The organism is Nocardia flavorosea (assembly GCF_015477805.1).
GTDB lineage: Bacteria > Actinomycetota > Actinomycetes > Mycobacteriales > Mycobacteriaceae > Nocardia > Nocardia flavorosea_A.
Map to the genome: position 1 here is coordinate 25,967 of NZ_JADLQL010000008.1, position 25,084 is coordinate 51,050.

At 65.7% G+C, this 25,084-nt stretch carries 21 protein-coding genes; 8 read left to right on the plus strand and 13 right to left on the minus strand.

The window, feature by feature from the left end; genetic code table 11:
* Positions 1–37: 37 nt before the first annotated feature.
* Positions 38–970 (plus strand): aminoglycoside phosphotransferase family protein, encoded by a 933-nt coding sequence (locus tag IU448_RS27840; protein WP_195058700.1) that lies wholly within the window; start codon positions 38–40, stop codon positions 968–970.
* A 105-nt stretch (positions 971–1,075) separates the two neighbouring features.
* On the plus strand, positions 1,076–2,011 hold the full coding sequence (locus IU448_RS27845; protein WP_195058701.1) for a helix-turn-helix transcriptional regulator: 936 nt from the start codon (positions 1,076–1,078) through the stop codon (positions 2,009–2,011).
* A 10-nt stretch (positions 2,012–2,021) separates the two neighbouring features.
* Here IU448_RS27845 and IU448_RS27850 read toward each other — a convergent pair whose 3' ends face one another.
* Together IU448_RS27850 and IU448_RS27855 are read right to left on the minus strand one after the other, a co-directional pair.
* Positions 2,022–3,221, minus strand: a complete 1,200-nt coding sequence (locus IU448_RS27850) for a cytochrome P450 family protein (RefSeq protein WP_195058702.1) — start codon at positions 3,219–3,221, stop codon at positions 2,022–2,024.
* 504 nt (positions 3,222–3,725) lie between these two features.
* Complete coding sequence (locus tag IU448_RS27855) at positions 3,726–4,502, minus strand: GntR family transcriptional regulator (RefSeq protein ID WP_324188738.1); 777 nt, start codon at positions 4,500–4,502, stop codon at positions 3,726–3,728.
* A 149-nt stretch (positions 4,503–4,651) separates the two neighbouring features.
* Here IU448_RS27855 and IU448_RS27860 point away from each other — a divergent pair, with 149 nt between their 5' ends.
* On the plus strand, positions 4,652–5,806 hold the full coding sequence (locus tag IU448_RS27860; RefSeq protein WP_195058703.1) for a TIGR03364 family FAD-dependent oxidoreductase: 1,155 nt from the start codon (positions 4,652–4,654) through the stop codon (positions 5,804–5,806).
* A gap of 375 nt (positions 5,807–6,181) precedes the next feature.
* Here IU448_RS27860 and IU448_RS27865 read toward each other — a convergent pair whose 3' ends face one another.
* Positions 6,182–7,054 carry a DUF4231 domain-containing protein gene (locus IU448_RS27865; protein ID WP_195058704.1) on the minus strand — a complete coding sequence of 291 codons (873 nt, stop codon included), beginning with the start codon at positions 7,052–7,054 and terminating at the stop codon, positions 6,182–6,184.
* Between the two features lie 1,052 nt (positions 7,055–8,106).
* Here IU448_RS27865 and IU448_RS27870 point away from each other — a divergent pair.
* The 4 genes from IU448_RS27870 to IU448_RS27885 all read left to right on the plus strand — a co-directional run bounded on the left by IU448_RS27870 (position 8,107) and on the right by IU448_RS27885 (position 13,788).
* On the plus strand, positions 8,107–9,375 hold the full coding sequence (locus IU448_RS27870) for a TIR domain-containing protein (RefSeq protein ID WP_195058705.1): 1,269 nt from the start codon (positions 8,107–8,109) through the stop codon (positions 9,373–9,375).
* Positions 9,351–10,277: a PfkB family carbohydrate kinase gene (locus IU448_RS27875; protein ID WP_195058706.1), complete on the plus strand. Its 927-nt coding sequence runs from the start codon at positions 9,351–9,353 to the stop codon at positions 10,275–10,277. The genes IU448_RS27870 and IU448_RS27875 overlap by 25 nt, the downstream gene beginning before the upstream one ends.
* A gap of 305 nt (positions 10,278–10,582) precedes the next feature.
* Positions 10,583–11,467 (plus strand): 3'-5' exonuclease, encoded by an 885-nt coding sequence (locus IU448_RS27880; RefSeq protein ID WP_195058707.1) that lies wholly within the window; start codon positions 10,583–10,585, stop codon positions 11,465–11,467.
* A complete protein-coding gene (locus tag IU448_RS27885; protein ID WP_195058708.1) occupies positions 11,464–13,788 on the plus strand; it encodes a GmrSD restriction endonuclease domain-containing protein in 2,325 nt (774 codons plus the stop codon). Before IU448_RS27880 ends, IU448_RS27885 begins: the two co-directional genes overlap by 4 nt.
* Positions 13,789–13,971: 183 nt before the next feature.
* Here the strand turns inward: IU448_RS27885 and IU448_RS27890 are convergent, their stop codons facing one another.
* The 5 genes from IU448_RS27890 to IU448_RS27910 form a co-directional block, all read right to left on the minus strand.
* Complete coding sequence (locus IU448_RS27890) at positions 13,972–14,361, minus strand: hypothetical protein (RefSeq protein ID WP_195058709.1); 390 nt, start codon at positions 14,359–14,361, stop codon at positions 13,972–13,974.
* Positions 14,358–14,648: a hypothetical protein gene (locus IU448_RS27895; protein ID WP_195058710.1), complete on the minus strand. Its 291-nt coding sequence runs from the start codon at positions 14,646–14,648 to the stop codon at positions 14,358–14,360. Before IU448_RS27895 ends, IU448_RS27890 begins: the two co-directional genes overlap by 4 nt.
* On the minus strand, positions 14,645–16,042 hold the full coding sequence (locus tag IU448_RS27900) for a WXG100 family type VII secretion target (RefSeq protein WP_195058711.1): 1,398 nt from the start codon (positions 16,040–16,042) through the stop codon (positions 14,645–14,647). Before IU448_RS27900 ends, IU448_RS27895 begins: the two co-directional genes overlap by 4 nt.
* A gap of 10 nt (positions 16,043–16,052) precedes the next feature.
* Entirely contained in the window at positions 16,053–16,364 is a 312-nt protein-coding gene (locus tag IU448_RS27905; RefSeq protein ID WP_195058712.1) for a hypothetical protein, read from the minus strand.
* A gap of 343 nt (positions 16,365–16,707) precedes the next feature.
* The gene (locus tag IU448_RS27910) at positions 16,708–18,252 is read right to left on the minus strand and encodes an alanine/glycine:cation symporter family protein (protein ID WP_195058713.1); all 1,545 of its coding nucleotides are present in this window, start codon (positions 18,250–18,252) and stop codon (positions 16,708–16,710) included.
* A gap of 138 nt (positions 18,253–18,390) precedes the next feature.
* Between IU448_RS27910 and IU448_RS27915 the strand changes: the two genes are divergently transcribed.
* Positions 18,391–19,437, plus strand: coding sequence for a hypothetical protein (locus IU448_RS27915; RefSeq protein WP_195058714.1), 1,047 nt, complete (start codon positions 18,391–18,393; stop codon positions 19,435–19,437).
* 134 nt (positions 19,438–19,571) lie between these two features.
* Here IU448_RS27915 and IU448_RS27920 read toward each other — a convergent pair whose 3' ends face one another.
* The 5 genes from IU448_RS27920 to IU448_RS27940 form a co-directional block, all read right to left on the minus strand.
* Positions 19,572–21,041, minus strand: a complete 1,470-nt coding sequence (locus IU448_RS27920; RefSeq protein ID WP_195058715.1) for a catalase — start codon at positions 21,039–21,041, stop codon at positions 19,572–19,574.
* Positions 21,038–21,571 carry a Fur family transcriptional regulator gene (locus tag IU448_RS27925; protein ID WP_195058716.1) on the minus strand — a complete coding sequence of 178 codons (534 nt, stop codon included), beginning with the start codon at positions 21,569–21,571 and terminating at the stop codon, positions 21,038–21,040. Before IU448_RS27925 ends, IU448_RS27920 begins: the two co-directional genes overlap by 4 nt.
* A gap of 267 nt (positions 21,572–21,838) precedes the next feature.
* Positions 21,839–22,573 carry a TetR/AcrR family transcriptional regulator gene (locus IU448_RS27930; protein WP_195058717.1) on the minus strand — a complete coding sequence of 245 codons (735 nt, stop codon included), beginning with the start codon at positions 22,571–22,573 and terminating at the stop codon, positions 21,839–21,841.
* A complete protein-coding gene (locus tag IU448_RS27935; RefSeq protein ID WP_195058718.1) occupies positions 22,570–23,796 on the minus strand; it encodes a cytochrome P450 in 1,227 nt (408 codons plus the stop codon). The genes IU448_RS27930 and IU448_RS27935 overlap by 4 nt, the downstream gene beginning before the upstream one ends.
* A gap of 109 nt (positions 23,797–23,905) precedes the next feature.
* The gene (locus tag IU448_RS27940) at positions 23,906–25,045 is read right to left on the minus strand and encodes a questin oxidase family protein (protein WP_195058719.1); all 1,140 of its coding nucleotides are present in this window, start codon (positions 25,043–25,045) and stop codon (positions 23,906–23,908) included.
* Positions 25,046–25,084 lie beyond the last annotated feature (39 nt).

Sequence of the window (25,084 nt, forward strand, 5' to 3'; positions counted from 1 at the left end):
GGTTGTCGAAAACAGAACCGGACCGCAAGCTGAATCGATGACGCTCGACCTCCCGCCCGATGTGGTGGACACTATCCGCACCATTTTCGAGGAACGGGGCGAACGCTGGCTCGCCGCTCTGCCCGCCGTGGTGGCCCGGCAGTGCCGGGAATGGGAACTCGAGGTGATCGGGCGGCCGTTCGGCGGCGGTACGCATTCCTTCGTGGCGCCGGTGCGGCGCAGTGACGGTTCGGTGGCAGTACTCAAAATCGCGGTACCGGATGAGGAGAACGCCGGTGAGGCCACCGGGATGTTCTGCTATCAGGGCGACGGCGCGGCTCGCCTCTACGATTACGACCCCGGCAGCGGCGCCCTACTGCTCGAATGGGCCCGGCCCGGAACACCGCTGATCGCGCAGCCGCGGATACCGCTGGAGGGCAGGGCGGAGAACGCGGACAAGATCCAGACCGCCTGTGCGCTGTACCAGCGGCTGCGTCGTCCGCCCACCGGTGTTCCGGCCGGATATCCGGCACTTCCACTGGTGGCCGATATCGTTTCGCATTGGGAGCAGGAGCTTTTCACGCCCGACATGGTCCACTACCTCCCGGCCGCGGTCACCGCCCGCGCCCGTGACCTGCGAACGTGGCTGTCCGTACCGGACGGGCCCCTGCTGATCGTCAACCGCGATACCCATCTCGGCAATATCGTGGCCGCCGAACGAGAGCCGTGGCTGCTGATCGATCCGAAGGCATTCCTGGGCGAGGCGGCCTTCGATGCCGGATTCCTCATCATGAAACAGGTCGAAACGGCCCCCGATCCCGTTCTCGCCCGCCGCGCTGTCGCGGCCACCGCCGACGGGCTCGACGTGGATCGGGAACGAGCCCGCGCCTGGGCGTATCTGCGCGCCATGGAAGAGATCGCCTGGTCGCTCGAGGACGAGCGCCCGGATGATGCCGCCCGATACCACCAGGTGGTCGCAGCACTGTCGTGAACCCGCCACGACGAGCGGGGAACGTCCCCGCCCAGTAGGGTGATTGCGCTGATCGCATCGGCGGGTAGTGGACGGCAGCCGATCCTGATCGAGGGGAGGCCACTCGTGCGCTGGAGCAGCGTGCCGGCTTGCGGTCCGGAATCGTTCGCCGGGCTGGCCGACGGTTTCGTACCCATGGCCCACCAATTCGGGGACGAACCCGAATGGCGGGCCGGGCTCACCACCCAGGAATCGGCGACCTATACGCTGCTGCGCTGGGATCAGCGCGGCCGGCGCCGCTGCCACCGGACCGCCGCCCATATCCGGGCCGAACCCGGCGACGATTTCTACTGGGTGGTGATCCCCGACCGCGGCCCGTTCGGGATCCGTTTCCGCGATGACATCACCCGTGTCACGCCGGGCCACGCGACGGTGACCGGTCTCGAACTCCCCTGCCATCTCGACATTCCCGATTCCGCCGCCTACGCGCTACAGGTTCCCCGCACCGAATTCGACCACAACCTGCGCCCGCGCACCCATATGAACCTCGCCCTCGACCTGACCCGCGGGCTGGGCCGGGTCGCCGACACCATGATCCGCAGCACCCACGCCGAGCAGTCGCGGCTGTCGGCACACGAATTCACCGCGGTCTGCGACCGGATCACCGAGCTGCTGTGCCTGCTGGCCGCCGGGGACACCGGACCGCAGCACACCCACCGCGCCGAGATCGCCGCGAGCATACGGCGATACCTGCGTGCGAATATCGGCCGCGGCGATGTGCGTCTACCGGCCGTGGCGCACGCGCTCGGCTGGTCGGAACGTCAGGTGCGGACGGTGCTGCGCGAATCCGGTACCACCTTCCGCGATCTGCGCCGGGAGGAAGCGCTGCGGGTCGCGCGGGAAGCCTTGGCGGACCCGCACACCACCATGAGCATCGCCGAACTCGCGACCCGCTGCGGTTTCACGCCCGCCTGGTTCTCCGCCGCGTTCAAGGAACGCTTCGGCCGGACGCCCCGCGAGTTCCGGCAGCGCTGCCGCGGCGAGGCCATCCAACAGGCGTGAACCACCCGCCCTATGCCGCGGGCCCCGGCCGCACCGGCAGTGCGACCGGTCCGACGGTGCTGATCTGCACCGTGTACTCGATCTTTTTCGGGTCCACCGCCAAGGTCAGCTCGGGGTAGCGGGTGAACAAGGTGGCCAGCGCGATCCGGCTTTCCAGCCGGGCCAGCGGTGCGCCCAGGCAGAAATGCGGTCCGCGGCCGAAGGCGAGCTGGTCCTTGTGCTCGTGGTCGATATCGAATACTTCGGCGTCCGGGTAGCGCAGCGGGTCACGGCCGACGCCACCGTGCCACAACGTCGGGGTGCCCGCCGCGATCGGCACACCGGCGACAGTCACATCGGTGCGCGGATACCGCATGAGCGCGCCGACCACCGAGGACCGGTACCGCAGCGCCTCCTCCACCACATCGGCCCAGCGGTTCTCCACCTGCGCGCGAGCGAGCTGTTCGGGAAACTCCCGCAACGCCACGACCGCGTTACCGAGCAGATGCACCGTGGTCTCGTGCCCGGCCACGATCACCAGCCACAGCATGCTGACGAGTTCTTCCTCGGTGAGCTCGTTCGCCGCATCGGCCGCCAGCAGCGCCGAGGTGAGATCGTCGCCCGGTTCGGCGCGTTTGCGCTGCAACAGCTCGGCGAAATACCCGCCCATCGCCGCCATGGCCGCCTGCGCTTCGTCACCGCTGCTGGTGGCCGAAACGATGGTCAGCGTCCAGTTCTTCAGTTGCGGTTGCTCATCGGCCGGCACCCCGAACAGTTCGCAGATCACCCGGACCGGCAGCGGGGTGGTGTAGTTCGCGATCAGGTCGATCTCCTCGCCGGCCGGGAAGTTGTCGACCAGTTCGTCGGCGATCCGCTGAATCCGCGGTTCCATGGCGGCGACCCGCGCCGGGGTGAACGCCTTGTTGATCGTCTGCCGCAGCCGGCGGTGCTCGGCGCCGTCCTGGTTGAGCATATGTTCGGCATCGGTGAGCGCCCGCAACGGCCAGTCGGCGGGAATGGAGCCGTCCCGCAGGGCCGGACAGTGCGCCGGGTGCTTACCGAAAACCTTGTCGTCGAGTACTTCGCTCACCGCACGATGACTCACCGCGATGAACGCGGGCACCCCACCGGGCAGTTCGATCGGCACGATCTCCCCCGCGCGCAGGATGCGCTCATGGGTTTCGAGAATGGACTCACCGGGTGTCGGAAGCTGAATCGGTGACTCGGACATGTTGCCTCCCTGGGCGTTTCGGTCTACCGCCGGCAAGTGTGCGTCGCCGGCCGAGCCCGCACAATCGCTGCCGGACTTTCTGCCGCCTACCGATATTTCCGCGCACCGAACCGTAAGTCCCACCGCGGGAGCGCCTTCGAGGTCCACCAGGGTCGCCACATCGCCGACTCGCCCCGCCACCGGGTCACCGGGCCGCCACGCCACCGGATCACCCAGTCTCCGAGCCACCAGGCCACCACGCCACTGGACGACCGGGCTGCCACAACGCCTTGCCACCGAGCCGCCGAGCCGCCGGGCCACCAGGCCACCCGGGCCGCCGGACTGCCAGGCCACCTTGCCACCGAGCCGTCAGGTTGCCGAGCCACCGAGCCGTCAGGCTGCCGGGCCACCGGACTGCCACAACGCCTTGCCACCGAGCCGCCGGGCTGCCGGGCCACCAGGCTACGGGGCGGGCAGCAGATCACCGGCCCCGGCGGGCAATACGTGACCGTTGCGCATTCTGGCTCATTCGGCCTGTTTCCGGACCCGCATATCGGGTGCGATGCCCGACTTCTCGGGACGGGCGTTGTCGATGGTGAAGGTGACGCGATCCGGCCGGTAGCGGTCGTCACCGTATTCGACCGCTTCGCCGGCCACGGTCGATGTCCGACGCCGTTCCCGCAGCAGTGGCGCTCCCGGGTCGATACCCAGCAGCGTCGCGTCGTGCGGGTCGGCAGCCAGGGCGTCGATGGTGTGCCGCGCCGAATGCAGGTCGACGCCCTGCTCGGCCAGGTGGGCGTAGATCGACGAGGTGTCGGGGTCGAAGCCGAAAAGCAGCCGGCCCACCGGTTCCACGAAGGTGGCCCGTTCCAGCATGACGGGTTCGCCGTCGAGCGACCGCACTCGCAGGACCTCGACGACCGGCGTTCCTTCCGCGATTTCCAGCGCGGCGGCCGCGGTGGCACCGGCCCCGCGCCGCGCGATCTCGATCGTGCGCTGCCCCGGCGTTCTGCCGATCCGCTCGGCCCAGGCCGTGAATGAGAGCAGGCTTTCGAACGGCTGCCCGAGCGTGGTATCGCGCACCACGGGTGGCCGGCCCTGCCCGCCGGCGATGAGCCCTTCGTGCCGGAGGGTCGTCAGCGCGGTACGCACGGTCCCCCGGGACGCACCGAACTCCGAACACAACCGTTCCTCCGACGGCAACGACGCCCCGGGTGGGAGCGCACCGCGGTGTATCCGGTCCCGGAGTTCGGCGCTGACCCTGGCATGCAGCGGTACAGCCACATCGTCCCTTCCGGTCACTGTTTCCTACTTGACCGGACAAGCATAATGCGGCATGCGGGACAAGATTGGAATCACCGCTCTGTCCTGGTGAAATTTCGGATTAACTTATATATACAAGTTGTTCGGAGGGCTTGAGTAGCGATATCCGCCTTGCGAATATTCGTGGCATGACAACTGCTCGACCGCCCGCATCCCCACCTCTGCCGACCCGACCGGTCGATTTGGCCGTCGTCGGCGCCGGCATCGTCGGTCTCGCCCATGCCGTCGACGCGGTCGAGCGCGGGCTGCGGGTCGCGGTCGTCGAACGCGACGCCCGCGCGGTCGGGGCATCGATCCGTAACTTCGGCCACCTCTGCGCCACCCCGCAGACCGGGACCGTCCTCGAGTACGCCATGGCGGCCCGCGAGAAATGGCTGCGGCTCTCGGAGAAGGCCGGTTTCGATATCGTCCGCGCAGGCACCCTGGTCGTCGCCCGCAGCACCGCCGAAATGGGCGTCCTCGAGGAATTCGCCGCCGAACGCGGCCGCGAACAGGTGCGCCTGCTCGACCGCGCCGGTGTGGCGAATACGTTCCCCGCCGCCCACAACAGCAACGAAATCGTCGGCGGCGCCCACCTACCGCTGGACCTGCGGGTCGACCCCCGCGCCGCGATCCCCGCGCTCGCGGACTGGCTCACCGCGAACGGTGTCGATTTCCGCTGGCACACCCATGCCGGTGCGATCTCCCCCGGCATCGTCCACACCGCCCGCGGCGACCTGCCCGCGACGGCGATCGTGCACGCCTCGGGCCACGACGTCGATCGCCTGTTCCCCGTCCTCGCCGAAGAAAACGAGGTCCGCCGCTGCAAACTGCACATGCTGGAAGTCGACCCACCCGGCGATATCCGGATCGACCCCGCCGTCCTCACCGGCTACTCGATGCTCCGCTACGGCGGCCTCGCCGCCACCGGGCCGGCTACCGAGGTCCGCCGCGAAATCACCGAACGCGCCCCCGAAACCCTGGACGTGGTGATGAACCTGATGTTCACCCAGCGCCCCGACGGCGCCATCGTCCTCGGTGACACCCACCACTACAACCGCACCCACTTCCCCTTCGACGAGGAATCGGTCACCGACCTCGTTCTCCGCGAAGGCGCCCGCCTCTTCGGCGTGGACCGGCTCACCGTCCGCCGCCGCTGGCGCGGAATCTACGCCGACTCCCCGAAAACCGACTTCCTCGTCGCCACCCCCGCCCCCGGCGTCCGCGTCGTCTCCGTAACCTCCGGTATCGGCATGACAACCGCCCTCGGCCTCGCCCCCACCGTCCTCGACGACCTGCTCTGATCCTCGGGCCCCGGAAGAACGAACCGGCAACTTCTGGCACGGCGGGCGGACTGTTCCGCTGGATTGAATTCCTGTGGTACACACCACACGGCACTACCTAACCTCGGGATATCCGAGGAAGGGATCCGGAAATTGCAGTCGCTCGCCTGCCACACCTGTGCTGCTCGCGTATCCGTTGCGAAATACAGCCCCGCTCATACGAGCATCCAATGGACTACTGACGCACGCCGGACCTGTCGCGAGATCGCCGCTGCGGCGGCCCGCGGTGGTGACGGTTATCTGCTGCGGTGCGCGGCACTGGACCACACGGCACCAACTCGATTCTCGACGACGCCGATATCGCAAGTGCGCGGGCGGCGCCGGATCATGCCGGCGCTATTCGACGTGCGAAGCTCGCCACAGCGCATGCTCGCGGTTGATCACTTCCTCCGCGCCGGACACCGCCGCTCCCCAGTCCGTTTCGCCGGAATTGCGGATGGTTTCGGCGATCAGCGCCAACTCGTTCGACGTGGTGGCATAGGCCGCGGAGACCCGATCATCCTGCCGAGCAGAAGTCCATGCGGCGATACCGGCGATGGACGCGGCAACCACACCGGCCAAATCGAAATCGATGGCATTGAACGCCTTGGCCAGCGCAGCGGCGATACCGGCGATTTCGAGCACCAGGGCAACGGCCCGGAGGCGGCGCCCGCGACGCCGGTGTTGTTTCGATTTCGCGGCATACCACCGTTGCTGGTCTTGGATGCGGTGCTCCAGATACGCCTGCCTGCGCTCGACGAACGTGCATCCACGTAGTTCACGCATACGGTCGGTGATGGTGGCGACCGTGGTGGGTTCGAGTTGTACCTCCGGAAAGCTGTGCTGCAACTGCCAAGTCCGGTCGATCAGCTGAGAATCGGCCAGCGGCTCTGTCAATGCGTGGTCGAACGGGGCACCACCGACCGCGTATTTCCAGGCCAGGGTTTTCGCCGATTCGGCCAGCGCGCGGCCTTCGTGCCAGGTCCGGTTGGGGCGTGAGCTGAGCAGCCCGATATCCAGGGTGAGGATGCAGACGAAGGCCAGCGCTGTTCCGAGCGCAGCGAGATCGGTGGCGTGTGTACCGACCCGCAGGCTGAGTGCGGCGCATACGGCAGCCACGACGGCGAGTACCAGCCGAAGACCGTAGTTGCGCAGGTAAGTGCGCTGTCCCCCTACTGCCGCTTCGTCGGCGGCTTGGAACAGACCGGGCAGGTCTTCATTCCGGAGCATCGCATCGACCGGATTCGACGGCGATCATGGTGTCACCGTAGCAGGAGTCACTTCCGCAGCCGACGATTTTCGGACGACCAATTATGTTGCCATTGCGTCGGTTTCACGCCCGCCTGGCCCCTGCAGGCCACACGATCTCCACTGGTATTCCGCGATCCCGGGCAGATCTCACGGTCTCGGCTGTACTTCCCGGCCCACCACTGCCGCCATCCCACACGGCGAAGAGCCGCTCGATATCGCTCAGGACGGCTTTGTTCGCAGCCTGGTATGCCTCCGCCGCAGGTTCTTCATACGGCATCACTCGAACTTTCTCAGCGCGCGCGAGCAGCGCGTCGAAGACTTGGACCGCCGCGGCCGGGACACCGTGATCTCGGTATTTGCGAGCCGGTAGGACCACCTCGACCCGGCCACCGGCGGCCAGAACCGCAGCGGCGAATATCGTATCGGCGCCGGGCGCGAGGCAGCTGACCCCGACCAGGCCAGTTCGGTATCCCTGCAGCCGAGTGACGAGCTCTCGGCGGATCAGGTCGACCGTATCCGGCGTGAGGTGGATATGTCCGGTGACGCCGAGTCGCGCCATGATCAGCTCGCGTCGGTCCGCGGCAGGACCCTCGCCGGGAGATGGTTCCGGATCTCCGCACCGTGCACGCTGTCCACAGCGACCAGTGGTTGCCGTATATCCGTTCCGACGACCATCGGCGACACTCCTCCAATCGACGCTGCGGTCGACCAGCCGGGCGAACTCGTCCCGGATCCGCACTACCTGCGAAGTGCCTGGGCGAGGCGGCATCCGAGTACCCGCCGCGGTGAGGTCAGGACCCGGTGGCCGACCATCGCGCTCAACACTACCCCCGTATATCGACCGTCGGTATCGCCCTCTTCCAGAGATGAATAGAGCCTCGTGCCGAGGAGCCCGAAGAACAAGTACGGCCTCAGTCGATCCAGTTGACAACGAACACCGGCGGCGCCCAAACTTGCAGAGGGCGTTGACCTCTGCCGGTCGCCGCTGCGCATAGGCCGGGCTGTATTCATACATACACCAGGGGAGGTCCATGGCCGTCTTCATCAGCTACCACAGCAGCAAGCGGCCGGTCGTCGAGCATATCGCCAGGTACTTCCAGCGCCGCGGGATCACTACATGGTGGGCACCGCGGGATATTCCACCGGGATCGAAATGGGACGAGGCGATTTCGGCGGCAATCAACGAGGCTTCGGCGCTCGTACTGCTGTTCTGCGCATCAGCCGATTCGAGCATCCATGTCAAACGTGAGGTGACGCTGGCGGACAGGGCAAAGATTCCGATCTATTGGGTCCGGCTGGAGCAGGTCGAGCCGGAGGGGCTCGGCTACTTCCTATCCCCCACCCAGTGGGTGGACTGGCTGGACCGGCGCGACAGCACACTCGACAGTCTGGTCGGCGATCTGAAGAACCCGGCGGTCGGTGGCCGCAGCCTGGATCGCAGAACCGGTGTACAGCCATCCCGGCCCGCTGGGGTCTCCGGCTGGCCGGCCGGAGTCGTGGCCTTCGAGAACGAGGCGCTGGCGGCCGAGGCGGCGGCACACACGTACTTCCGGCTCGCGAACGAGGCCCCACACCGCAGCGTCGTTCTTCCGACCGGTCGCGCGGCAACGCAGCTGTTCAGCGCCATGCTGCGCATTGGGCAGGATTACGCGCCTCGACCGTTCGGCTCCGCCCCGATCGTGTCGGATACCGAGACATTCGGCGTCTACAACCGGCATCACTCGTCGCGGACCCGGCATGTTCTGGAAGCTCTGATCGAGCCGCTCACCGAACGCGGCCTCGGACCGGAACCTCAGCAGCTGTCACTGCTGTCGGGCCAGATCACCGAAAACGCCGATCCGTTGCAGACGGCTCAACGGATCCTCCGGCTCTACCCGCCCGGTGTATACGGCATTTCGATATCACCCGACGGCGAAGTCCTGGGCTATGAAATCGGCGCCTACACCGATCCCGACGACATCGCCGGTGACGGCTGCCGCGTGGTGGAGTTGAGCGAACACGGACGCCGCTATATCGACCCGAACCAGCCGTCACGATCGGTGCTCACCATCGGGTTATCGGCCGCGATCGAATCCGCCGGGCTGATGGTGCTGGCGTTCGACCGTAGTAAAGCGCGCATCATCCACCAGATGTCGCATTTTCCGGAAACAGCGGGTGTACCGGCCACACTCCTGCGCCGCAACACCGGGACGGTAATCGTCACCACACGCCGGATCGCGGAGGAAGCCGAACTCGATGACGTCCATTATCCGATCTCGGCGAAGGCAGGAAGCGAATGGATAGCAGCCAAGTTTTCGTGAACCCCTCCCCCACTGTGGTCGTCGTCGGCATGGCGACCATCGATTACCTGTATGTGCTCGACGGTCATCCGGCCGAAGACAGCGAAAACCCGGTCCGACAGCACGCGGCCGTCGTCGGCGGTCCGGCGGGTCGCGGCTCCATCGCCGCTGCGCGACTCGGCGAGGGCGGAGTGAACCTGTACGCGATGTGCGGCACCGGCGTGCACGCCGAGGTTCTGCGGCACGAACTGGAAAACGAACCGATCGCTGCGCATCTGTTCGAACACGCGCAGACCAGCCAGCATTCGGCGGTGATCGTCGCCGCGGACACCGGTAGCCGTTCGACGATATGGATGCCGCAGCCCGCAGCCGCACCGGAACTGCTGGCGACACTGCACTCCGCGGTGGACGGCGCGGATGCTGCTTTGCTCGACTGCACCGATGCCGTGCTGAGCCGGGCCGCAGTTGCCGCGTGTCGTGAACGGGGGGTGCCGGTCGTCATAGATACCGGTGGTTACAAGGAGGCCAGCGAGGAGTACCTGCACGGTATCGAGTACATCGCCGCGCCGGAGAAGTTCTTCGCCAAACGGCATCCCGGTGAATCGCTGGAGCGCGGTATGCAGCTCGTTTTCGCGGATTTCCAGCCGAAGGTTCTGGTCGCAACTCAGGGTGTGCGTGGCGGGGTTTACCTCGACGACACCGGCACGCATCGGTACCGGGGTTTCCCTGTGGAAACCAAGGATTCGTGCGGAGCAGGTGACACTTTCCACGGTGCGCTGGCCTGGGCCGTCGCCGCCGGAGCGGATACGGCCGCGGCACTGGAAATCGCCTCTTGGTCGGCGGCGCAGAAATGCGCGGTGTTCGGCAACGACGGCATCCCCGACCGAACTCGGCTGAAACAATTCCTCGACGAATCCGCATAGACCAGGCCGCGGCCTCCGCTTCGATGCCCACATCGCGGATTGCGTAAGACTGTGGAAATCCCAGGCCGACGTCGCCGCCGCGCCCGGAGTCTCGTAGTCTCGGGTGTCGCAGATCGAGAACGGTGACCTGTCGGCGATGGAGCTGGACACACTCCGCGGGTATGCGCGGGCACTGGGCGGCCAGCCGATATCACGGTCAGCGTAGGGCCGCACAGCGTCAAAGTCGCGTAGTCACCCGCACGCCGAAACGACGTGGGCGCGGCCGTCCCCTGCCACCGCATGCGAAGGCGCTCACGTGGCAGGCGATGGCGATATTCGAACAGAAGCTGGCGGACCAGAAGGCCTGGACACATGAGACGGTGTGCCGCGAAGCGGTGCGGATCCTGGAGAGCTCGGCTCCGTCGTTCAGGCATGTCGTAGTCGACGAGGCGCAGGACCTCAGCCCGGATCAGTGGCGGCTCATCCGGGCCGCGGTCGCGCCCGGCGCGGACGATATCTTCCTCGCCGGTGACACCCACCAGCGCATTTACGACAACGTGGTGAGCCTGCGCGAGGTCGGGGTCAACGTGACCGGTCGTTCTCGCAAGCTGGCGGTGAACTACCGGACCACCGCCGAAATCCTGCGATGGAGCATGGAGCTGCTGCACGGCGAACCGATCGACGATATGGACGGCGGGTTCGACTCGATCGCGGGATGCCGGTCGGATCTACGCGGTCCCGCACCGGACGTGCGCGGCTTCGCCACCGAGGACGACGAGCTGCGGCACCTGGCCGATACAGTGCGCGGCTGGCTCGAGCGCGGGGTCGAAGCGGGTGAGATCGGGATCGCCGCCAGGTCACGTGAGCTGGTCAACCAGGTGCGCACCGCGCTCGGTAACAGCGGCATCCCGACAGACGATCTCGCTAAGGCAGCCGATGGCAAGGTGAACGTCGGCACCATGCATCGAATGAAAGGGCTCGAATTCCGGTGTCTCGGTGTGGTAGGAGTCGGCGCGCAGCAGGTGCCGCCGGCGGCGGCGATCACACCGCCGGAGGAAGACAGGCAGGCCCATGCGCGTGATCTGCAGCGTGAGCGATGCCTGCTGTTCGTCGCCTGTACCCGTGCTCGTGAAGAGCTGCTCGTGACCTGGCACAGCGCGCCCAGCCCGCTGCTGCCGACGTCGGCGACCGGCTCAGAAAGGTTATCGTGACGCGTCTTTCCATTCTGCTCGACGAGATCGATTCGGGCACTGTGCTGCTGCCGGAATTCCAGCGCGGATATGTCTGGAACCGTGACCAGGTACGCGGGCTGCTGCGCTCGCTGTACCTGGAGCATCCGGTCGGCGGCCTGCTGTTCTGGGAAACGGCCTCCGGGGAGGTCGCGGTACGGGGCGAGGCACATGGATCGGCCGGGCCTCGGCGGCTGCTGCTGGACGGACAGCAGCGTGTCACGACTATGTACGGCGTCATTCGCGGGACTCCCCCGCCGTTTTTCGAGGGTGACCCGAAAGCATTCAGCGGGCTGTACTTCGACGTCGAGAACGAGCTGTTCGAGTTCTACTCTCCGACCAAAATGCGTAAGACTCCGACCTGGGTCGATGTCACGGAGCTCTTCCAGCGCGGCCCGATGGGATACATGCGCCGGTTCTCCGGCCACGACGAATTCGACGACGAGCGACTCGATCTTTATCTGGAACGACTCAACAAGCTGAAACAGGTGGTCGACCGGGAGTTCAACGAGGAGAAGATCACCGGAACCGGCCGGTCCGTGGACGAGGTCGTCGATATCTTCAACCGCGTCAACTCGGGTGGTACGAAACTGTCGAAGGGTGATCTCGCGCTGGCGAGCCTGTGTGCTCGCTGGCCCGAAGCACGTCAGGAGCTGCGCGACAATCTCGAACGGTGGCGCGGGATCGGATTCGATTTCAGCTTGGACTGGCTGCTGCGGAACGTGACCGCGGTGGCCACGGGCCGCTCGGTTTTCGACGCGCTGGGCAAGATCTCCCCCGAGGAATTCCAGCGGGCGCTCCGCTCGGCTGTCGGCCATATCGACCTGTTCTTGGACACCGTCTCGAACCGGCTCGGTCTGGACCACGCGCAGGTGCTCATGGGCTCGGCACCGATCCACGTCGTGTCCCGGCTGCTGGAACTCAACGATGGCCGGTTCGATGATGACGCGCACCGGGACAAGGTCCTGTATTGGTATGTGCACGCATCGCTTTGGGGCCGGCACACCTCGTCCGCCGAAACCTTCCTGCAACGCGACTACGACGCCGCCCAGCGCGGCGGAATCACCGCACTGATCACCAGTCTCCGGCAATCCCGCGGCGGCAAGCTGGTCATCCGGCCCGACGATTTCACCGGCCAGAGCCGCGGCGCCCGGTTCTATCCGTTGCTGTACATGATGAGCCGGCTCGCCGGGGCCCGTGACCTCGACTCCGGCCTCGAACTCACGGCCGAGAACCTCGGCGAGGATCTGTCGCTGGAAGTGCACAACATCTTCCCGAACGATGTCCTGCGCAAGCACGGATACGACCGCTCGACGGTCTACACGCTGGCAAACTTCTGCATTCTTCCGCAGCACACAGCGGAATCGCTGAAGAAGCTCACCCCGGCGGAGTACCTGTCGAACGTTCAGCGCAACCGGCCCGGCGCGCTGGAATCGCAATGGATCCCCACCGACCCGAACCTGTGGCGGCTCGACCGCTACCCCCAGTTCATCGAGGCGCGCCGGAAACTTTTCACTGCTGCGGCGCAGATGTTCCTGGAGAAGCTGCGGGATGGAATCCTGCCGGCGCCCCTCCTGCGGCCCGTACAGATTGCCGCGGAAGAACCCAATCCGACCACAGCCCGCGTGACGGCTCTGGTCGACGAACTGCTCGCCCTCGGATACGCCCGGCCGGTCCGCGAGGCCGAAATCGCCGATCCCGCCACCGGCCGTGAACTCGTTGTCGCGGACGCGTGCTGGCCCGACGGACTACAGCACGGAATCGGAGACCCGGTCGCGATGATCCTCGAACCGGGAGACGCCGATCTATCCCGGCTCACCGAGATCGGTTTCCGAGTGTTCACGTCGGTAGAGGCATTACACGGCCATGCCGAACACCGGGCGGGATCGTTCGGTGAAGAAACAGGAATCTCGGTCGGCGAACCGGCTCCGCTTTCCGAAGAAACGCGTCCGAATCACATCGCTTCGGGTGCAGCGCCCGCGTCCGAGAATCAAGCTGCCGAATTCGGCCACCATATCTCCCGGACCATCGTGCGATGCCACAAGGAGGCGGGTTACCGTGCCAACCACTTCCTCCGGATGGTTGCCGAACTCGGTGCGGTAGAAGCTGTCCGAAAACTCCTTGCAGCTCCGGCCGTTTCGGAAGGGTTCTCTACGCTGTGGGAGGTCGGTCGCCTCGACCTCACAGCCGAGGCAGCGGTCCTCGACGGACGCTTCAGCACGCTGTTCGACGAGCACGAACGGGAGATCGCGCGGCGACGACTGGAACAATTCGGCTTCGTTCCCGACCGAGTGGCCCTCTGAGCTCTTCATCCGCGAGAGGGCGGATCGTCGAAACGAGCCCCAGGCGTATCGAGTCCCAACCCGACCACCGATGGAGTCTGATAAGCGAGACCGGTCGCCGGATGCCCCGCGACCGCCACCTTCACCGAATCCATCGATGTGGGTCAGGCTGAACCTGCGCAAATCAGGCAATCGTGCAGCCCCTCAGTCTGTGCTCCGCCGTTGGCGACGAAGCCAGATCAAATACGGGATTCCGCCTGCCACGGCGCAAACCGCGGCAATGGGTAAGCCGAACAGCAGTACCGCGAGAATCGGATAGACGGTGGATGGAATCACGACCGCCGATGAGGCCAGGATCAGTGCGACCCCCATCTGCCGGGTGATCCCACGAAACGCGGCCAGCAGTGCGCCGAAGACCAGTGCGGCGAACGCGGACCACCACCACACCGAGGCTTCGAAACGGTCGTTGACCGAAATCAGAACGAACAACAGCGAGAACACCAGGACCACGGTCGCGAACCCGGCCGGCCCGAACCAGCCGTGCAAGGCCCTCCGTTCCGGGTCGGCCGTCCCACCGCGACCGGAAGATTTCATGCGATCACGCCGGCCACGATAACCAGTAGACCTGCAGCCATGAGACCGCAGGCTGCGCCGCGAACCGCGAGCGATCCCGATCGGGCCAGCAATATCGCCATCAGCAGCAAGGCAGCGAGAAGCGTCGCAGCCGCCGCCGGCGCCTCGGCATCCTCAGGGACATTCAGACTGGACATAACCGCGGCAACCGGAAGGATCAGCGCGTGGGCGAGCGCGAACGCGCACGGAAATGTCAATGTCGCAGTAACCCAGTACCGCTCCTCGGACTCGAGCGACAGCCTTTTCATGCCAGCGGCCGGTCCTCGGGCGTGATCGGCACGACGATGGGCGGGTCGTCGACTCCTCCCATGGCAGTGCCAGGGAACTCGAATATCGGTGGGAAGCCCGGAGGTTGGTCACCCGGATATTCGTGAATGTATTTGAATTTGTCCAGTATTTCCGGATCGGAGCCGGGTATCGGGTGATGGAATGGAAGGTTTTGGAGTGCGCCGGTTTCCGCCGCAGTTACGGCCGGGTCGATAGCGACCTCGTTGACGTGTCCGTTCTCGTAGGTCTGGTAGACCTCGAGTGACGGGTAGTCGGTTCGTGTCCCGTGGACAGTAACCCCAGTTGATCCGGGCGCGCCAGGTTCGCCCTGCCCCGGCACAAATACCAGATCCCCATTGACTGTCCACACTCCGCTCGGATCAGGCGAGTGCGGATTGGCAGCGTCGTAGTTGATTCGTACCGATCCGTCGGCCGCCTGCCAGACTTGGGCCTCCGGCTCGGCCACATCGACTTCGCCGTCCTCGGATACCGATGGGTTTTGCCTCATTACCACCAGACCGTTCTCATAATCGATATACGTGGTGATTCGCGCCTGTTCGGGATCGAAATCCGGGTCGTTGGTCCGATTGTCCCCCAGGTCCTTCGGGATGTTGAACGCCTTCTCCTGCTCGATCCAGTGGGAGGTGCGGACAACTCCTTGACCTGGAACCGGCTGAATCCTGACGACGCGGATCTCCGGGGAGGCCCCTTGATACTTCGGATCAGTGCTTTTGGGATTGAGTACCTCTGCTGTCGCCCAATCGGTGACACTGGTCGGCGGACGCCCGAAAACTTCTTGGAACGCCGCGGCTGAAGTACGGAGCCGTTCCGGGTCCGAGCGGGGATCATCCGCAACCGTAGCCGAGATCGACGCGTTGATCGTTGCGAGGGCCGAAGGAGGCGCCGCGGCGGCAAGAGCGTCGTTGGCCGCCGCAATTTTGGCGCCCCATTGTGCATCGAGTGACTGGAGGGTACCGACCAATCCGGACAGTCGTGCAAGCTGGATTCCCGACTCAGAATTCCAGTCCTCGACCCCGTCGATACTCCAATCATCCCCGACTGTGACAGGTGGAGAAACATAGTATTGGAATATCGATCGTATCTCCGATACCGGATGCGATATATCGCGTGCGGCAGCAGAGCATATGGCTGCCAATTCGTCATAGGCCGTGGCGATGGCCCTGACCTGGGATTGCTCACGGTCTGCCCGGCCTTCTGCCGCAGTACGTGCCTCACCGGTCCAGGCAAGCCCGTATATGGCATTTTGCATCCCATTGCCCGTTGTCGTGATCACATCCGCGATCGCGGTGGCATTATCGGCAACCTTCTGGAGCCCGGCGACGTCCCAGTTCAATACTTCCCCAGGAGTAGGCATACTCGTCTCCCTATCTCGGACTTCCGGAGTTTATATCGGAAACCGAATTCAGCCGGTTCGCCGCGTCCATATCGCTGCCCTGAAAGTTGTCAGCGGAAAACGAGAGCAAAGCCGCCAACTGACTGAACCTTGCTTTCAAAACATCTTTGGCGGTTCTACTACACGAGTCACTTCCATTGAGTGACACACCGATCGATGAGCCTTTCAGCTTCTCGGCAGCCGCTGTTGCCGCCAGCATAGGCGCACCGCTGATCTGCTCCGGGAGCAGTGCCATTGTCCCGGCTGCAGCACGCAGGTCTTCAGGGTCGAGCTCTACCGACATGGTCCCCCCTTCAGCTGCACCCACCCGCAGCGATCTCCGAACAACGAATACTTACGCGCAACCGTACACCGCGAGAATACCGTCGACTCGAGCACATTCCAGGGCATTATCACGCGCTTCCCCATGAGCAGCGGCAAGGACCGATCGAGTCGCTGCGTGATATCCGGCACGCGCTCGAGCCGGCCAGCCGGCCCTCCCGCGATACGAGCCCGGCCACCGAAGCATCCGCGAGGACAGTTCTGGCCGGGTTGCTCGGCGACGTCCAGCAGTGATCAACCGGAGCCGAGTTGTTCACTCCGGCTGAACCGTGAACGGTGAGTTCATCTATCGGCCGACGGACGGCTCACACCCTGGTCGGCACCTTTTCCTTGCCGCCCTTCGGCTCGTAGGTCTCCCAGAACGTGGCGCCGGCGATCCCCAGCGCCTTCGGATCGAAGACCGGGTCCACCCCGGCCCGCTGCTGTTTCTCGTAGTCCCGCAACGCCTTGTACGCGGGTTGCTGCAGGATGAGAATGCCGATGATATTGAGCCAGGCCATCAAACCCACCCCGATATCGCCGAGCGCCCAGGCTTCGGCCGCGGTCGATACCGAACCGACCACCACCGACGCCAGGATCAGTGCCTGCAAGACGACCGTCGCGACCGAACCCGCTGTCCAGCGCAGGACCGGAATCACCGCGGTGCCGTACTTGTTCAGCAGGAACCGCAGATTGGTTTCCGCGATGTAGTAGTAGGCGATGATCGTGGTCAGGCAGAAGAACGCCAGTGAGAGGGCGGCGAAGGTGGAGCCGGCGCCGCTCCAGAGTGTGTCGAAGCCGTGCTGGACGAAGCTGGGGCCCACGACGATATCGGAGGGTAGGACGCCGCCGTCGGCGATGACGGCTCCGTCGGCGGTCTCGCCTTCGAAGACCCGGTAGGCGCCGGTGGACAGGATCAGGAAACCGGTGGCGCTGCAGACGAACAGCGTGTCGAAGTAGACGGCGAACGCCTGGACGAATCCCTGTTTGGCCGGGTGGGAGACTTCGGCGGCAGCCGCGGCGTGCGGCCCGTTGCCCTGGCCTGCTTCGTTGGAGTAGATACCGCGTTTGACACCCCACATCACCGCCGCACCGATGATCGCGCCGAAGGCCGCGTCCGCGCCGAAGGCGCTCGCGAAGATCGTCGAGATCACCGAGGGGATTTCGGAGGCGTTCACCACGACGATGATCAGGGCGACGATCATGTAGCACACGGCCATGAACGGAACGACCACGGACGCGAAGTTCGCGATCCGTTTGACGCCGCCGATGATGACCACCCCCAGCACCACGGCCGTGCCGAGCGCGACCACCCACTCCGACAAGCCCCACGCCTGGTGCATCGCCGACGCCATGGAGTTGGACTGCACGCTCGGCAGCAGAACACCGGTGGACAGCACGGTGACCGCCGCGAAAACGAACCCGTAGACCTTGAACGTGGGGGCGGCCTTGGTGTGCGCCATCGCTTTGCTCAGGTAGTACGCGGGTCCACCGCGGTATTCGCCGGTGATCGGGTCGCGGGTCTTGTAGATCTGGCCGAGGGTGCATTCGACGAACGAGGTCGATGCGCCGAGGAAGGCCATTGCCCACATCCAGAACATGGCGCCGGGACCGCCGAACGCGATCGCGGTCGCGACACCGGCGATATTTCCGGTGCCGATCCGTCCGGACAGCGATATCGCCAATGCCTGGAACGACGAAACCCCCGCCGATGAACTCTCGCCCTTCATCATCAGGCGGATCATCTCGGGCACCTGGCGCAACTGCAGGAACCGGGACCGCACCGAGAAATAGATACCGGTCGCCAAGCACAGGTAGACGAGCGCGTCGCTCCAGACGTAACCGTTGACTACCTTCAGGAATTCGCCCAAAACGGAGGCTCCTAACGAGTTTGCGTTGGTTCGCATGCTCGCACAGGTGGCCGCCACTCATGTGTCTGTTTCATAACACTCGTGTAAGAAGCAGCTGGCAGGATAAGTGTTGTGCGACAACGGAACGGAAACGAGGCTGTGGAGTCGGCCGGTTGGTCACTGGTCGAAACTCGCAGGCTGTTCGATATGCTCGACAGCCCGCGGCCCGGGCACGGACTACTGGGGGTGAGCGACCCGGATATCCATCACCTCGACGGCAGATGGTGCATGTTCGTGGGCGCGATGAACAGCCGTTTCCGGGTGAGGCTGTACGAAGCGCGGCTCCCCGAGGGGGCCGATATCACCGATGACCGTTGGCGGTTTGTGACCGACAGCCGCGATCGTGCGGTCGCGCTGGGCGCACCGGAACGCGACGCCTGGGACAGCCCGGGGATGCATTCCCCCACCTACGTGCGCGGCACGGCGAACGACCGCACCGTGGAGCGGATCTACTACGCCGGGCAGCTCAGCCGCGCCATGAGTGGAAAGCGCAGCCGGTACGCGATCGGCTACCTGGAGCGCAGCGCCGGCGGGCAGTGGGTGCGGCACCCGGAGCCGGTTCTGTACGGGGACGATACGCGACCCAGCGCGATGGAACCGTACGTGCTGTGGGCCGGCGGGCAGTGGCGGATGTGGTATCTGGCGTGCGTCGGTGAGGTCGGCCGCGGGGAACTGCCGGACTACGAGATGCGGTACACCACGAGCAAGGACGGGCAGACCTGGGCGACACCGGAAAGGTTCGCCACTACGGTCGAGGGATTTTTCAACAATACGGTCGCCGTCGGCGACGCCGGATCCCGGATGATCGCGGCCCGCGGAACCAACCTCCACGGCACGGACCCGTTCCCAAGCCAGGGCCTCTGGCTGGCCGACACCACCGGGGCCCCCGGCGACCGCGCTTCCTGGCAACCCTTCGAACGACTCCTCGACACCGACACCGCCGCGGAACCCTGGTACGGCGGCGGAATCTGCGGCCCCGCCTGCGTGCTCGACGGCGAGGACACCATGCACATCTTCGCCACCGGCACCCACTCCCCCATTTCCTGGTACCGCGCGATCTACCAGCAGCTCCGCCGCCGGCACCCGATCGTGCCCGCCCCGTTCTACCTCGCCACCGCCCGCTTCACCTTCCGTCGCTCCCGGTGAGATCCACTGGGTTCCCGCCCCCATCGGCTGTCTCGATAGCCGGCGCGCAACCGCTGATTTCCCGCCGTCGATGACGCAGCACTGCGGCCGGACCTTCGGAAAGGCCCGGCCGCAGTGGCTTTCAAGCGACTATCTTACTTGCCGCTTCGTCTGTAGTACTCCTTCTCGATGCTCTCCCCGACCTCCTGGTCGATGTTCTTCCAGTACTGGAAAACGCGCGAGAGAACCGGCTCGACGACCCCGCCGAGGAGCCCGCCTGCCACAGTCTGGACCAGACGCTGCCGTTCCTCTTCGGAGTACACGTCGCGCACGAGCGTGTGGGCCTGGCCGAAGTCGTCGTCCTCGGCGTGCAGCGAGTAGGCCGACCGCACGAGTTGGCCATCGGCCTCCCAGCCGTTGTCCACCGGGCCCTGCTCGTCCTGGTAGGCGCGACCGTAGGAGTTCGGCGCGTACACCGGTGCGTCACCGGAGTGGTGGTACTGCATCGCGCCCTCCTTGTCGTAGGAGTTGGTGGGCGTGACCGGGCGGTTCACCGGGAGCTGGTTGAAGTTGGTGCCCAGCCGGTGCCGCTGCGCGTCGGGGTAGGAGAAGATGCGGCCCAGCAGCATCTTGTCCGGGGAGACGCCGGTGCCCGGGACCGTGTTGGAGGGGCTGAACGCGGCCTGTTCGATCTGCGCGAAGTGGTTGACCGCGTTCTGGTTCAGGGTGAAGCGGCCGACCGGGATACGCGGGTAGTCCTTCTTCGACCAGGTCTTGGTGAGGTCGAAGGGGTTGAAGCGGTAGGTTTTCGCGTCCTCGTAGGGCATGACCTGAACTTCGACCCGCCACGACGGGTAGTCGCCGTTCTTGATCGCCTCGAACAGGTCGCGCCGGTGGAAATCGCCGTCCTTGCCGGCCAGTTCGTCGGCTTCCTCGTTGGTGAGGAATTCCATGCCCTGCTCGGTGAGGAAGTGGTACTTGACCCAGAACTTCTCACCGGCCTCGTTGACCCACATGTAGGTGTGCGAGGAGTAACCGTTCATATGGCGCCAGGTCCGCGGTAGACCGCGATCGCCCATGAGGTAGCTGACCTGGTGGGCGCTCTCCGGTGAGAGAGTCCAGAAGTCCCACTGCATATTGGCGTCACGCAGGCCCGAATCGGGGGTGCGCTTCTGGGAGTGGATGAAATCCGGGAACTTCATCGGGTCGCGGAGGAAGAAAACCGGGGTGTTGTTGCCGACGATATCGAAGTTGCCGTCCTGGGTGTAGAACTTCAGCGCGAAACCGCGCACGTCGCGCCAGGTGTCGGGCGAACCGAGCTCGCCGGCGACAGTGGAGAAGCGGGCCAGCATCGGCGTCTTGGTGCCGGGCTGGAACAGCTTGGCCTTGGTGTAACGCGAGACGTCCGCGGTGATCTCGAGCTCACCGAACGCGCCGGACCCCTTCGCGTGCGGGCTGCGCTCCGGGATCCGCTCGCGGTCGAAGCGGGCGAGCTTCTCGACGAGCGCGACATCGTGCAGCAGCAGCGGGCCGTTCGAGCCCACGCTCAGCGAATGGGCGTCGCTTTCCCGCGGCGCGCCGGATTCGGTGGTCGACGGTTTCGAGGAGGTGTGGTCGGTAGTCATGAAATGTTCTCCTGGGTGAACTGTTCGAAATGGTGTCCATGAACCGGCCGCTCCGGGCGGAGCGACGGTATCGCCCGTCCGGTGGCGGGGCCCGTGCGGCACGTCGAGCACACGCCGCGGAACATCACCTCTGCCTCTTCGACGTCGAATCCGTGATCCTCCGAAGGGTCGAGGCAGGGCGCGTCACCGACCGCGCAGGCGACGTCTTCGAGCCGCCCGCAGATCCGGCACACCATGTGGTGGTGGTTGTCGTGCCGGTGGATCTCGTACCGGGCCGCACTGCGCGCGTCGATATCGACACGCCGTAGCAGGCCCGCGCCGGTCAAGGTGTTCAAACCGTCGTAGACGGCTTGTTTCGATACGGCGCCGAGACGTTCCCGCACCGCGGTGGTGATCTCGTCCGCTTCGGCGTGCGGGTGCGCGGCGACGACCGCGAGGGTCGCCACTCGCGGGGCGGTGACGCGCAGACCCGCTCGGTGCAGATCGGCACGCCACCGCTGTCCGAGGTCGTCCTGGTGCGTCGGTGACATGACCCCACCATACCGACAATCTGGAATCATTCAAGTTTTGGAGTGGATATGACGTCTGAGATGGCCAGGCTATGGGTCTCGATCGTCTGCCTTTGGTGGACTCCACATTCCCATGACGTAATACCAACCGGCCCTATGAAGAAGCCGTGGTTATCGTCCGCGTTCGGTGAGCGCGCAGTCGCAATCGCGGGATCGGCGCCGGCCGCTTCCAGGTATTCGGCGGTGAGTTCGCCGCCGAAGCCGCCGCCGGCTCGGCCCGAACCGGAACTACCCGGCGCTCCCCGCGGTGAGGCCGATGCCGGCGGCGAGATCGGTGAGAACGGCGTCGAACAGCACGTCCGGATCGCTCACCGGCATCGGGTAATTACCGAACACCTCGAGCGTCACGTGCCCGTACAGCCGGACCCATACCGTCATCATCAGATACGCGATTCCGAGGTCGAACTTCTCGGCCGGGAATTTCTGTTCCGACCCCGCCAGCAGCGCGAGGAGTTCGGTCTGGAACGCGATGAGGTCGGTGCGCAGCGCTTCCGGGATCGATTCGACCGGAGGTGGCGCCAGATCGTAGGCCGCCAGGATCTTACCGGCGGCTTCCAGGAAGACCAGGCCGAACGATTCGTCGAATCGGCGTATCGTGCCCGAAGCGTCTTCGGTGGGAGAGGCGAAGACCAGCGTGAATTCGTTGCGGTGGGCCAGGGCCCAGTGCCGGAACGCGCGGCAGATGGCGAACAACCGGACCACGCCGTCGTCGGGCAGTTCGGCTACCTGCGCGGCGAGGTCGTCGGCGAGTTGTTTGCAGATATCGCGACGCAGGGCCGCGAGGAGTTCTTCCCGGGACCGGTAGTAGCGGTAGAGGGCGGGGGCGGTGATGCCGAGTTCACGCGCGATGGCGCGCAGGGTCAATGCCTCCGCGCCCCGCGAGACCAGGAGCTCCGCGGCCACGCGCCGGATGTCCGCGTCGCTGACCGCGGGCATCCGGCCCCGCCGGGCGGGTGGTGTCATTCGTAGGCGACCTGCCAATTCTTGATGCCGTTCAACCAACCCGACCGTAGCCGAACGGGTTCGGAGACCTGACGCAGGTTCGGCATCACATCGGCGATGGCGTTGAAGATGAGGTCGAGCTGCAGGCGGGCCAGGTTCGCGCCCACGCAGTAGTGGGTGCCGGTGCCACCGAAGCCGACGTGCGGGTTCGGGTTACGGGTGACGTCGAACTCGAACGGCTTCTCGAAGTGGTCTTCGTCGAAGTTGGCCGAGGAGTAGAACAGGCCCACCCGCTGCCCCTTGGTGATGGCCTGCCCGCCGATTTCGGTGTCTGCCAGGGCGGTCCGCTGGAAGGCGATGACCGGGGTGGCCCAGCGGACGATCTCGTCGGGGGCGGTGCGCGGGCGCTCGGCGCGGTACAGCTCCCACTGATCGGGGTTGTCGACGAACGCCTTCATACCGTGGGTGGTGGCATTACGGGTGGTCTCGTTACCGGCCACGGCCAGCAGGATGACGAACCAGGCGAACTCTTCCGAGCTCAGCGCCTCGCCGTCGATATCGGCGCTGAGCAGCTGGGTGATGATGTCGTCGGCGGGGCAGCCGCGGCGTTCCTCGGCGAGGTTCCAGGCGTAGCCCATGACCTGCGCGTTGGCCATCTTGTAGCTGTCGGCGTACTGCGGGTCGTCGTAGCCCATCATCTGGTTGGACCACTCGAAGAGTTTGCCGCGATCCTCCTGCGGCACCCCGAGCAGTTCGGCGATGGCCTGCAGCGGCAGTTCGCACGCGACCTGTTCGACGAAATCGCCGCCGCCGGTCTTCTTGGCCTCGTGCACGATCCGCTCGGCACGTTCCCGCAGCGCATCGCGCAGGCTCTGCACGGCGCGCGGGGTGAAACCGCGGGCGATGATGCGGCGCAGTTTGTCGTGTTCCGGCGGGTCGGTATTGACCAGCATGGCGCGCTGGATCTCGATCTCGTCGCGGGTGATCTCGCCGTTGAAGCGGATCACCGCGGTGTTCTCGTGGGTGGAGAAGACCTCGGAGTTCTTGGAGATCTCCTTGATGTGGTCGAGCTTGCTGACCACCCAGTAGCCGCCGTCGTCGAAACCGCTGACGCCTTTGGGCTGGTCGACCCACCAGACGGGCGCGGCGCGGCGCAGTTCGGCCCATTCCTCGATCGGCAGCCGAGCGGCGAGCAGGTCGGGATCGGTGAAATCGAAGTCGTGGGACAGGGACGGTGCGGTCACTATGCCTCCTTGCAAGAACACTGTCCTCGTGAGTGAACCACACCACACCCCCATTTGTGAACACCCTTTAGTAAATGGCGTTCACATATCTTTGCGCCCCGCCGGTCGATCACCGGTTCGGCGCCGCACCGCCGCCGAACCGGACCGTCACCGCCGGGCCGTTCGGGCCATCAGGCCGCTCGACCAACCGCTGTGCGCGGTCCACCGCCCAGGCATAGCGCGGATCCGGACTCAGGGCGTTCTCGCGCAGACCCGCCTCGGTGAATTTGATGACGTGTTCGTCCCCGTGGTCGACCGCGCGGGAGATCAGCTCGTCCCACGGCGGGACATCGGCCTGCTGGGCATGCCTCGCAGCCTCGGCCTCACCGGACGAGTCGGTGGTCGCGGCCATCAGCAGCGTCACCTGCGCCTGCCATACCGCGGCCAGCGTGGGCTCGTACAACTCTTCGGGCAAATGCGGCAGCACCAGGCGTGCCGCGGCGGGAGCGGTCACACCGTGGATGAGCGGAATCGGGAACTGCGTCACCGCGTGCGCACCGCAGACACCGGCGAAGTGGGCGGTCATCCGGGAAAGCAGCCCTTCGGCGCGCTCGGGAGCGAGCGCGGTGAGGGATTGCTGGTAGCCGGGCATGGTGTTCGGTGTGCGCAGGCGCGCCATCGGCTGCGGTGGGCTCTCCGGCTCCGGCAGCCTGGGCACTCCAGCGATCGCGGCGGCTACGCCGGACCTTCCCATCAGACGGCCCGGGCCGGGCGCATCGATGAACCGTGCGGCCCAATACCCCAGCGCCCGGGCCAGTTCTCCCAGTTGCAGCACGGTGGGTTGATCGGTGGACGACAGCCCCCGGACGGCGTGCGCCGTCCGGATCAATCCGTGCGTGAGGCCGGTCATCGGCCCGGGCAGCAAGCGGGGCCACCAGCGCACCAGCACCGCACGCCAGCCATCGTCGGCCATCTGGCGCCGGAACAGTTCCTCGAAATCGCCGGCCCGCCCGATATCGCCGAGCGCGGCGCGCCAGTCGGATTCCGCGTCGGTGAGCCGCTGGTACGGCACCGGCGGTTCGTGATGCGGCGCGGCAGCCCGGTAGACCGCGACCCAGTCCGGGATCGCGGCGGCGTGACCGAGTACCGCCAGCGCTTCGGCGGCCATCGGGCCGTGATTGGCCAGATCACCGCCGCCCAGATTGCGCTCGTATCCGAGATCGTCCAGCCGTTCGAGTGCGTCGTTGACCGCATCGCTGTACGCAGACATCCCTGCCCCTATTCACTTCGTAAATACGAACTGTTTGTA

Excerpts from the sequence above, each read along its gene's own strand:
- IU448_RS27840 (WP_195058700.1), top strand. The coding sequence starts at position 38 with ATGACGCTCGACCTCCCGCCCGATGTGGTGGACACTATCCGCACCATT.
- IU448_RS27850 (WP_195058702.1), bottom strand. The coding sequence starts at position 3,221 with ATGTCCGAGTCACCGATTCAGCTTCCGACACCCGGTGAGTCCATTCTC.
- IU448_RS27860 (WP_195058703.1), top strand. The coding sequence starts at position 4,652 with ATGACAACTGCTCGACCGCCCGCATCCCCACCTCTGCCGACCCGACCG.
- IU448_RS27865 (WP_195058704.1), bottom strand. The coding sequence starts at position 7,054 with ATGCTCCGGAATGAAGACCTGCCCGGTCTGTTCCAAGCCGCCGACGAA.
- IU448_RS27870 (WP_195058705.1), top strand. The coding sequence starts at position 8,107 with ATGGCCGTCTTCATCAGCTACCACAGCAGCAAGCGGCCGGTCGTCGAG.
- IU448_RS27875 (WP_195058706.1), top strand. The coding sequence starts at position 9,351 with ATGGATAGCAGCCAAGTTTTCGTGAACCCCTCCCCCACTGTGGTCGTC.
- IU448_RS27880 (WP_195058707.1), top strand. The coding sequence starts at position 10,583 with ATGGCGATATTCGAACAGAAGCTGGCGGACCAGAAGGCCTGGACACAT.
- IU448_RS27890 (WP_195058709.1), bottom strand. The coding sequence starts at position 14,361 with ATGAAATCTTCCGGTCGCGGTGGGACGGCCGACCCGGAACGGAGGGCC.
- IU448_RS27895 (WP_195058710.1), bottom strand. The coding sequence starts at position 14,648 with ATGAAAAGGCTGTCGCTCGAGTCCGAGGAGCGGTACTGGGTTACTGCG.
- IU448_RS27900 (WP_195058711.1), bottom strand. The coding sequence starts at position 16,042 with ATGCCTACTCCTGGGGAAGTATTGAACTGGGACGTCGCCGGGCTCCAG.
- IU448_RS27905 (WP_195058712.1), bottom strand. The coding sequence starts at position 16,364 with ATGTCGGTAGAGCTCGACCCTGAAGACCTGCGTGCTGCAGCCGGGACA.
- IU448_RS27920 (WP_195058715.1), bottom strand. The coding sequence starts at position 21,041 with ATGACTACCGACCACACCTCCTCGAAACCGTCGACCACCGAATCCGGC.
- IU448_RS27925 (WP_195058716.1), bottom strand. The coding sequence starts at position 21,571 with ATGTCACCGACGCACCAGGACGACCTCGGACAGCGGTGGCGTGCCGAT.
- IU448_RS27930 (WP_195058717.1), bottom strand. The coding sequence starts at position 22,573 with ATGACACCACCCGCCCGGCGGGGCCGGATGCCCGCGGTCAGCGACGCG.
- IU448_RS27940 (WP_195058719.1), bottom strand. The coding sequence starts at position 25,045 with ATGTCTGCGTACAGCGATGCGGTCAACGACGCACTCGAACGGCTGGAC.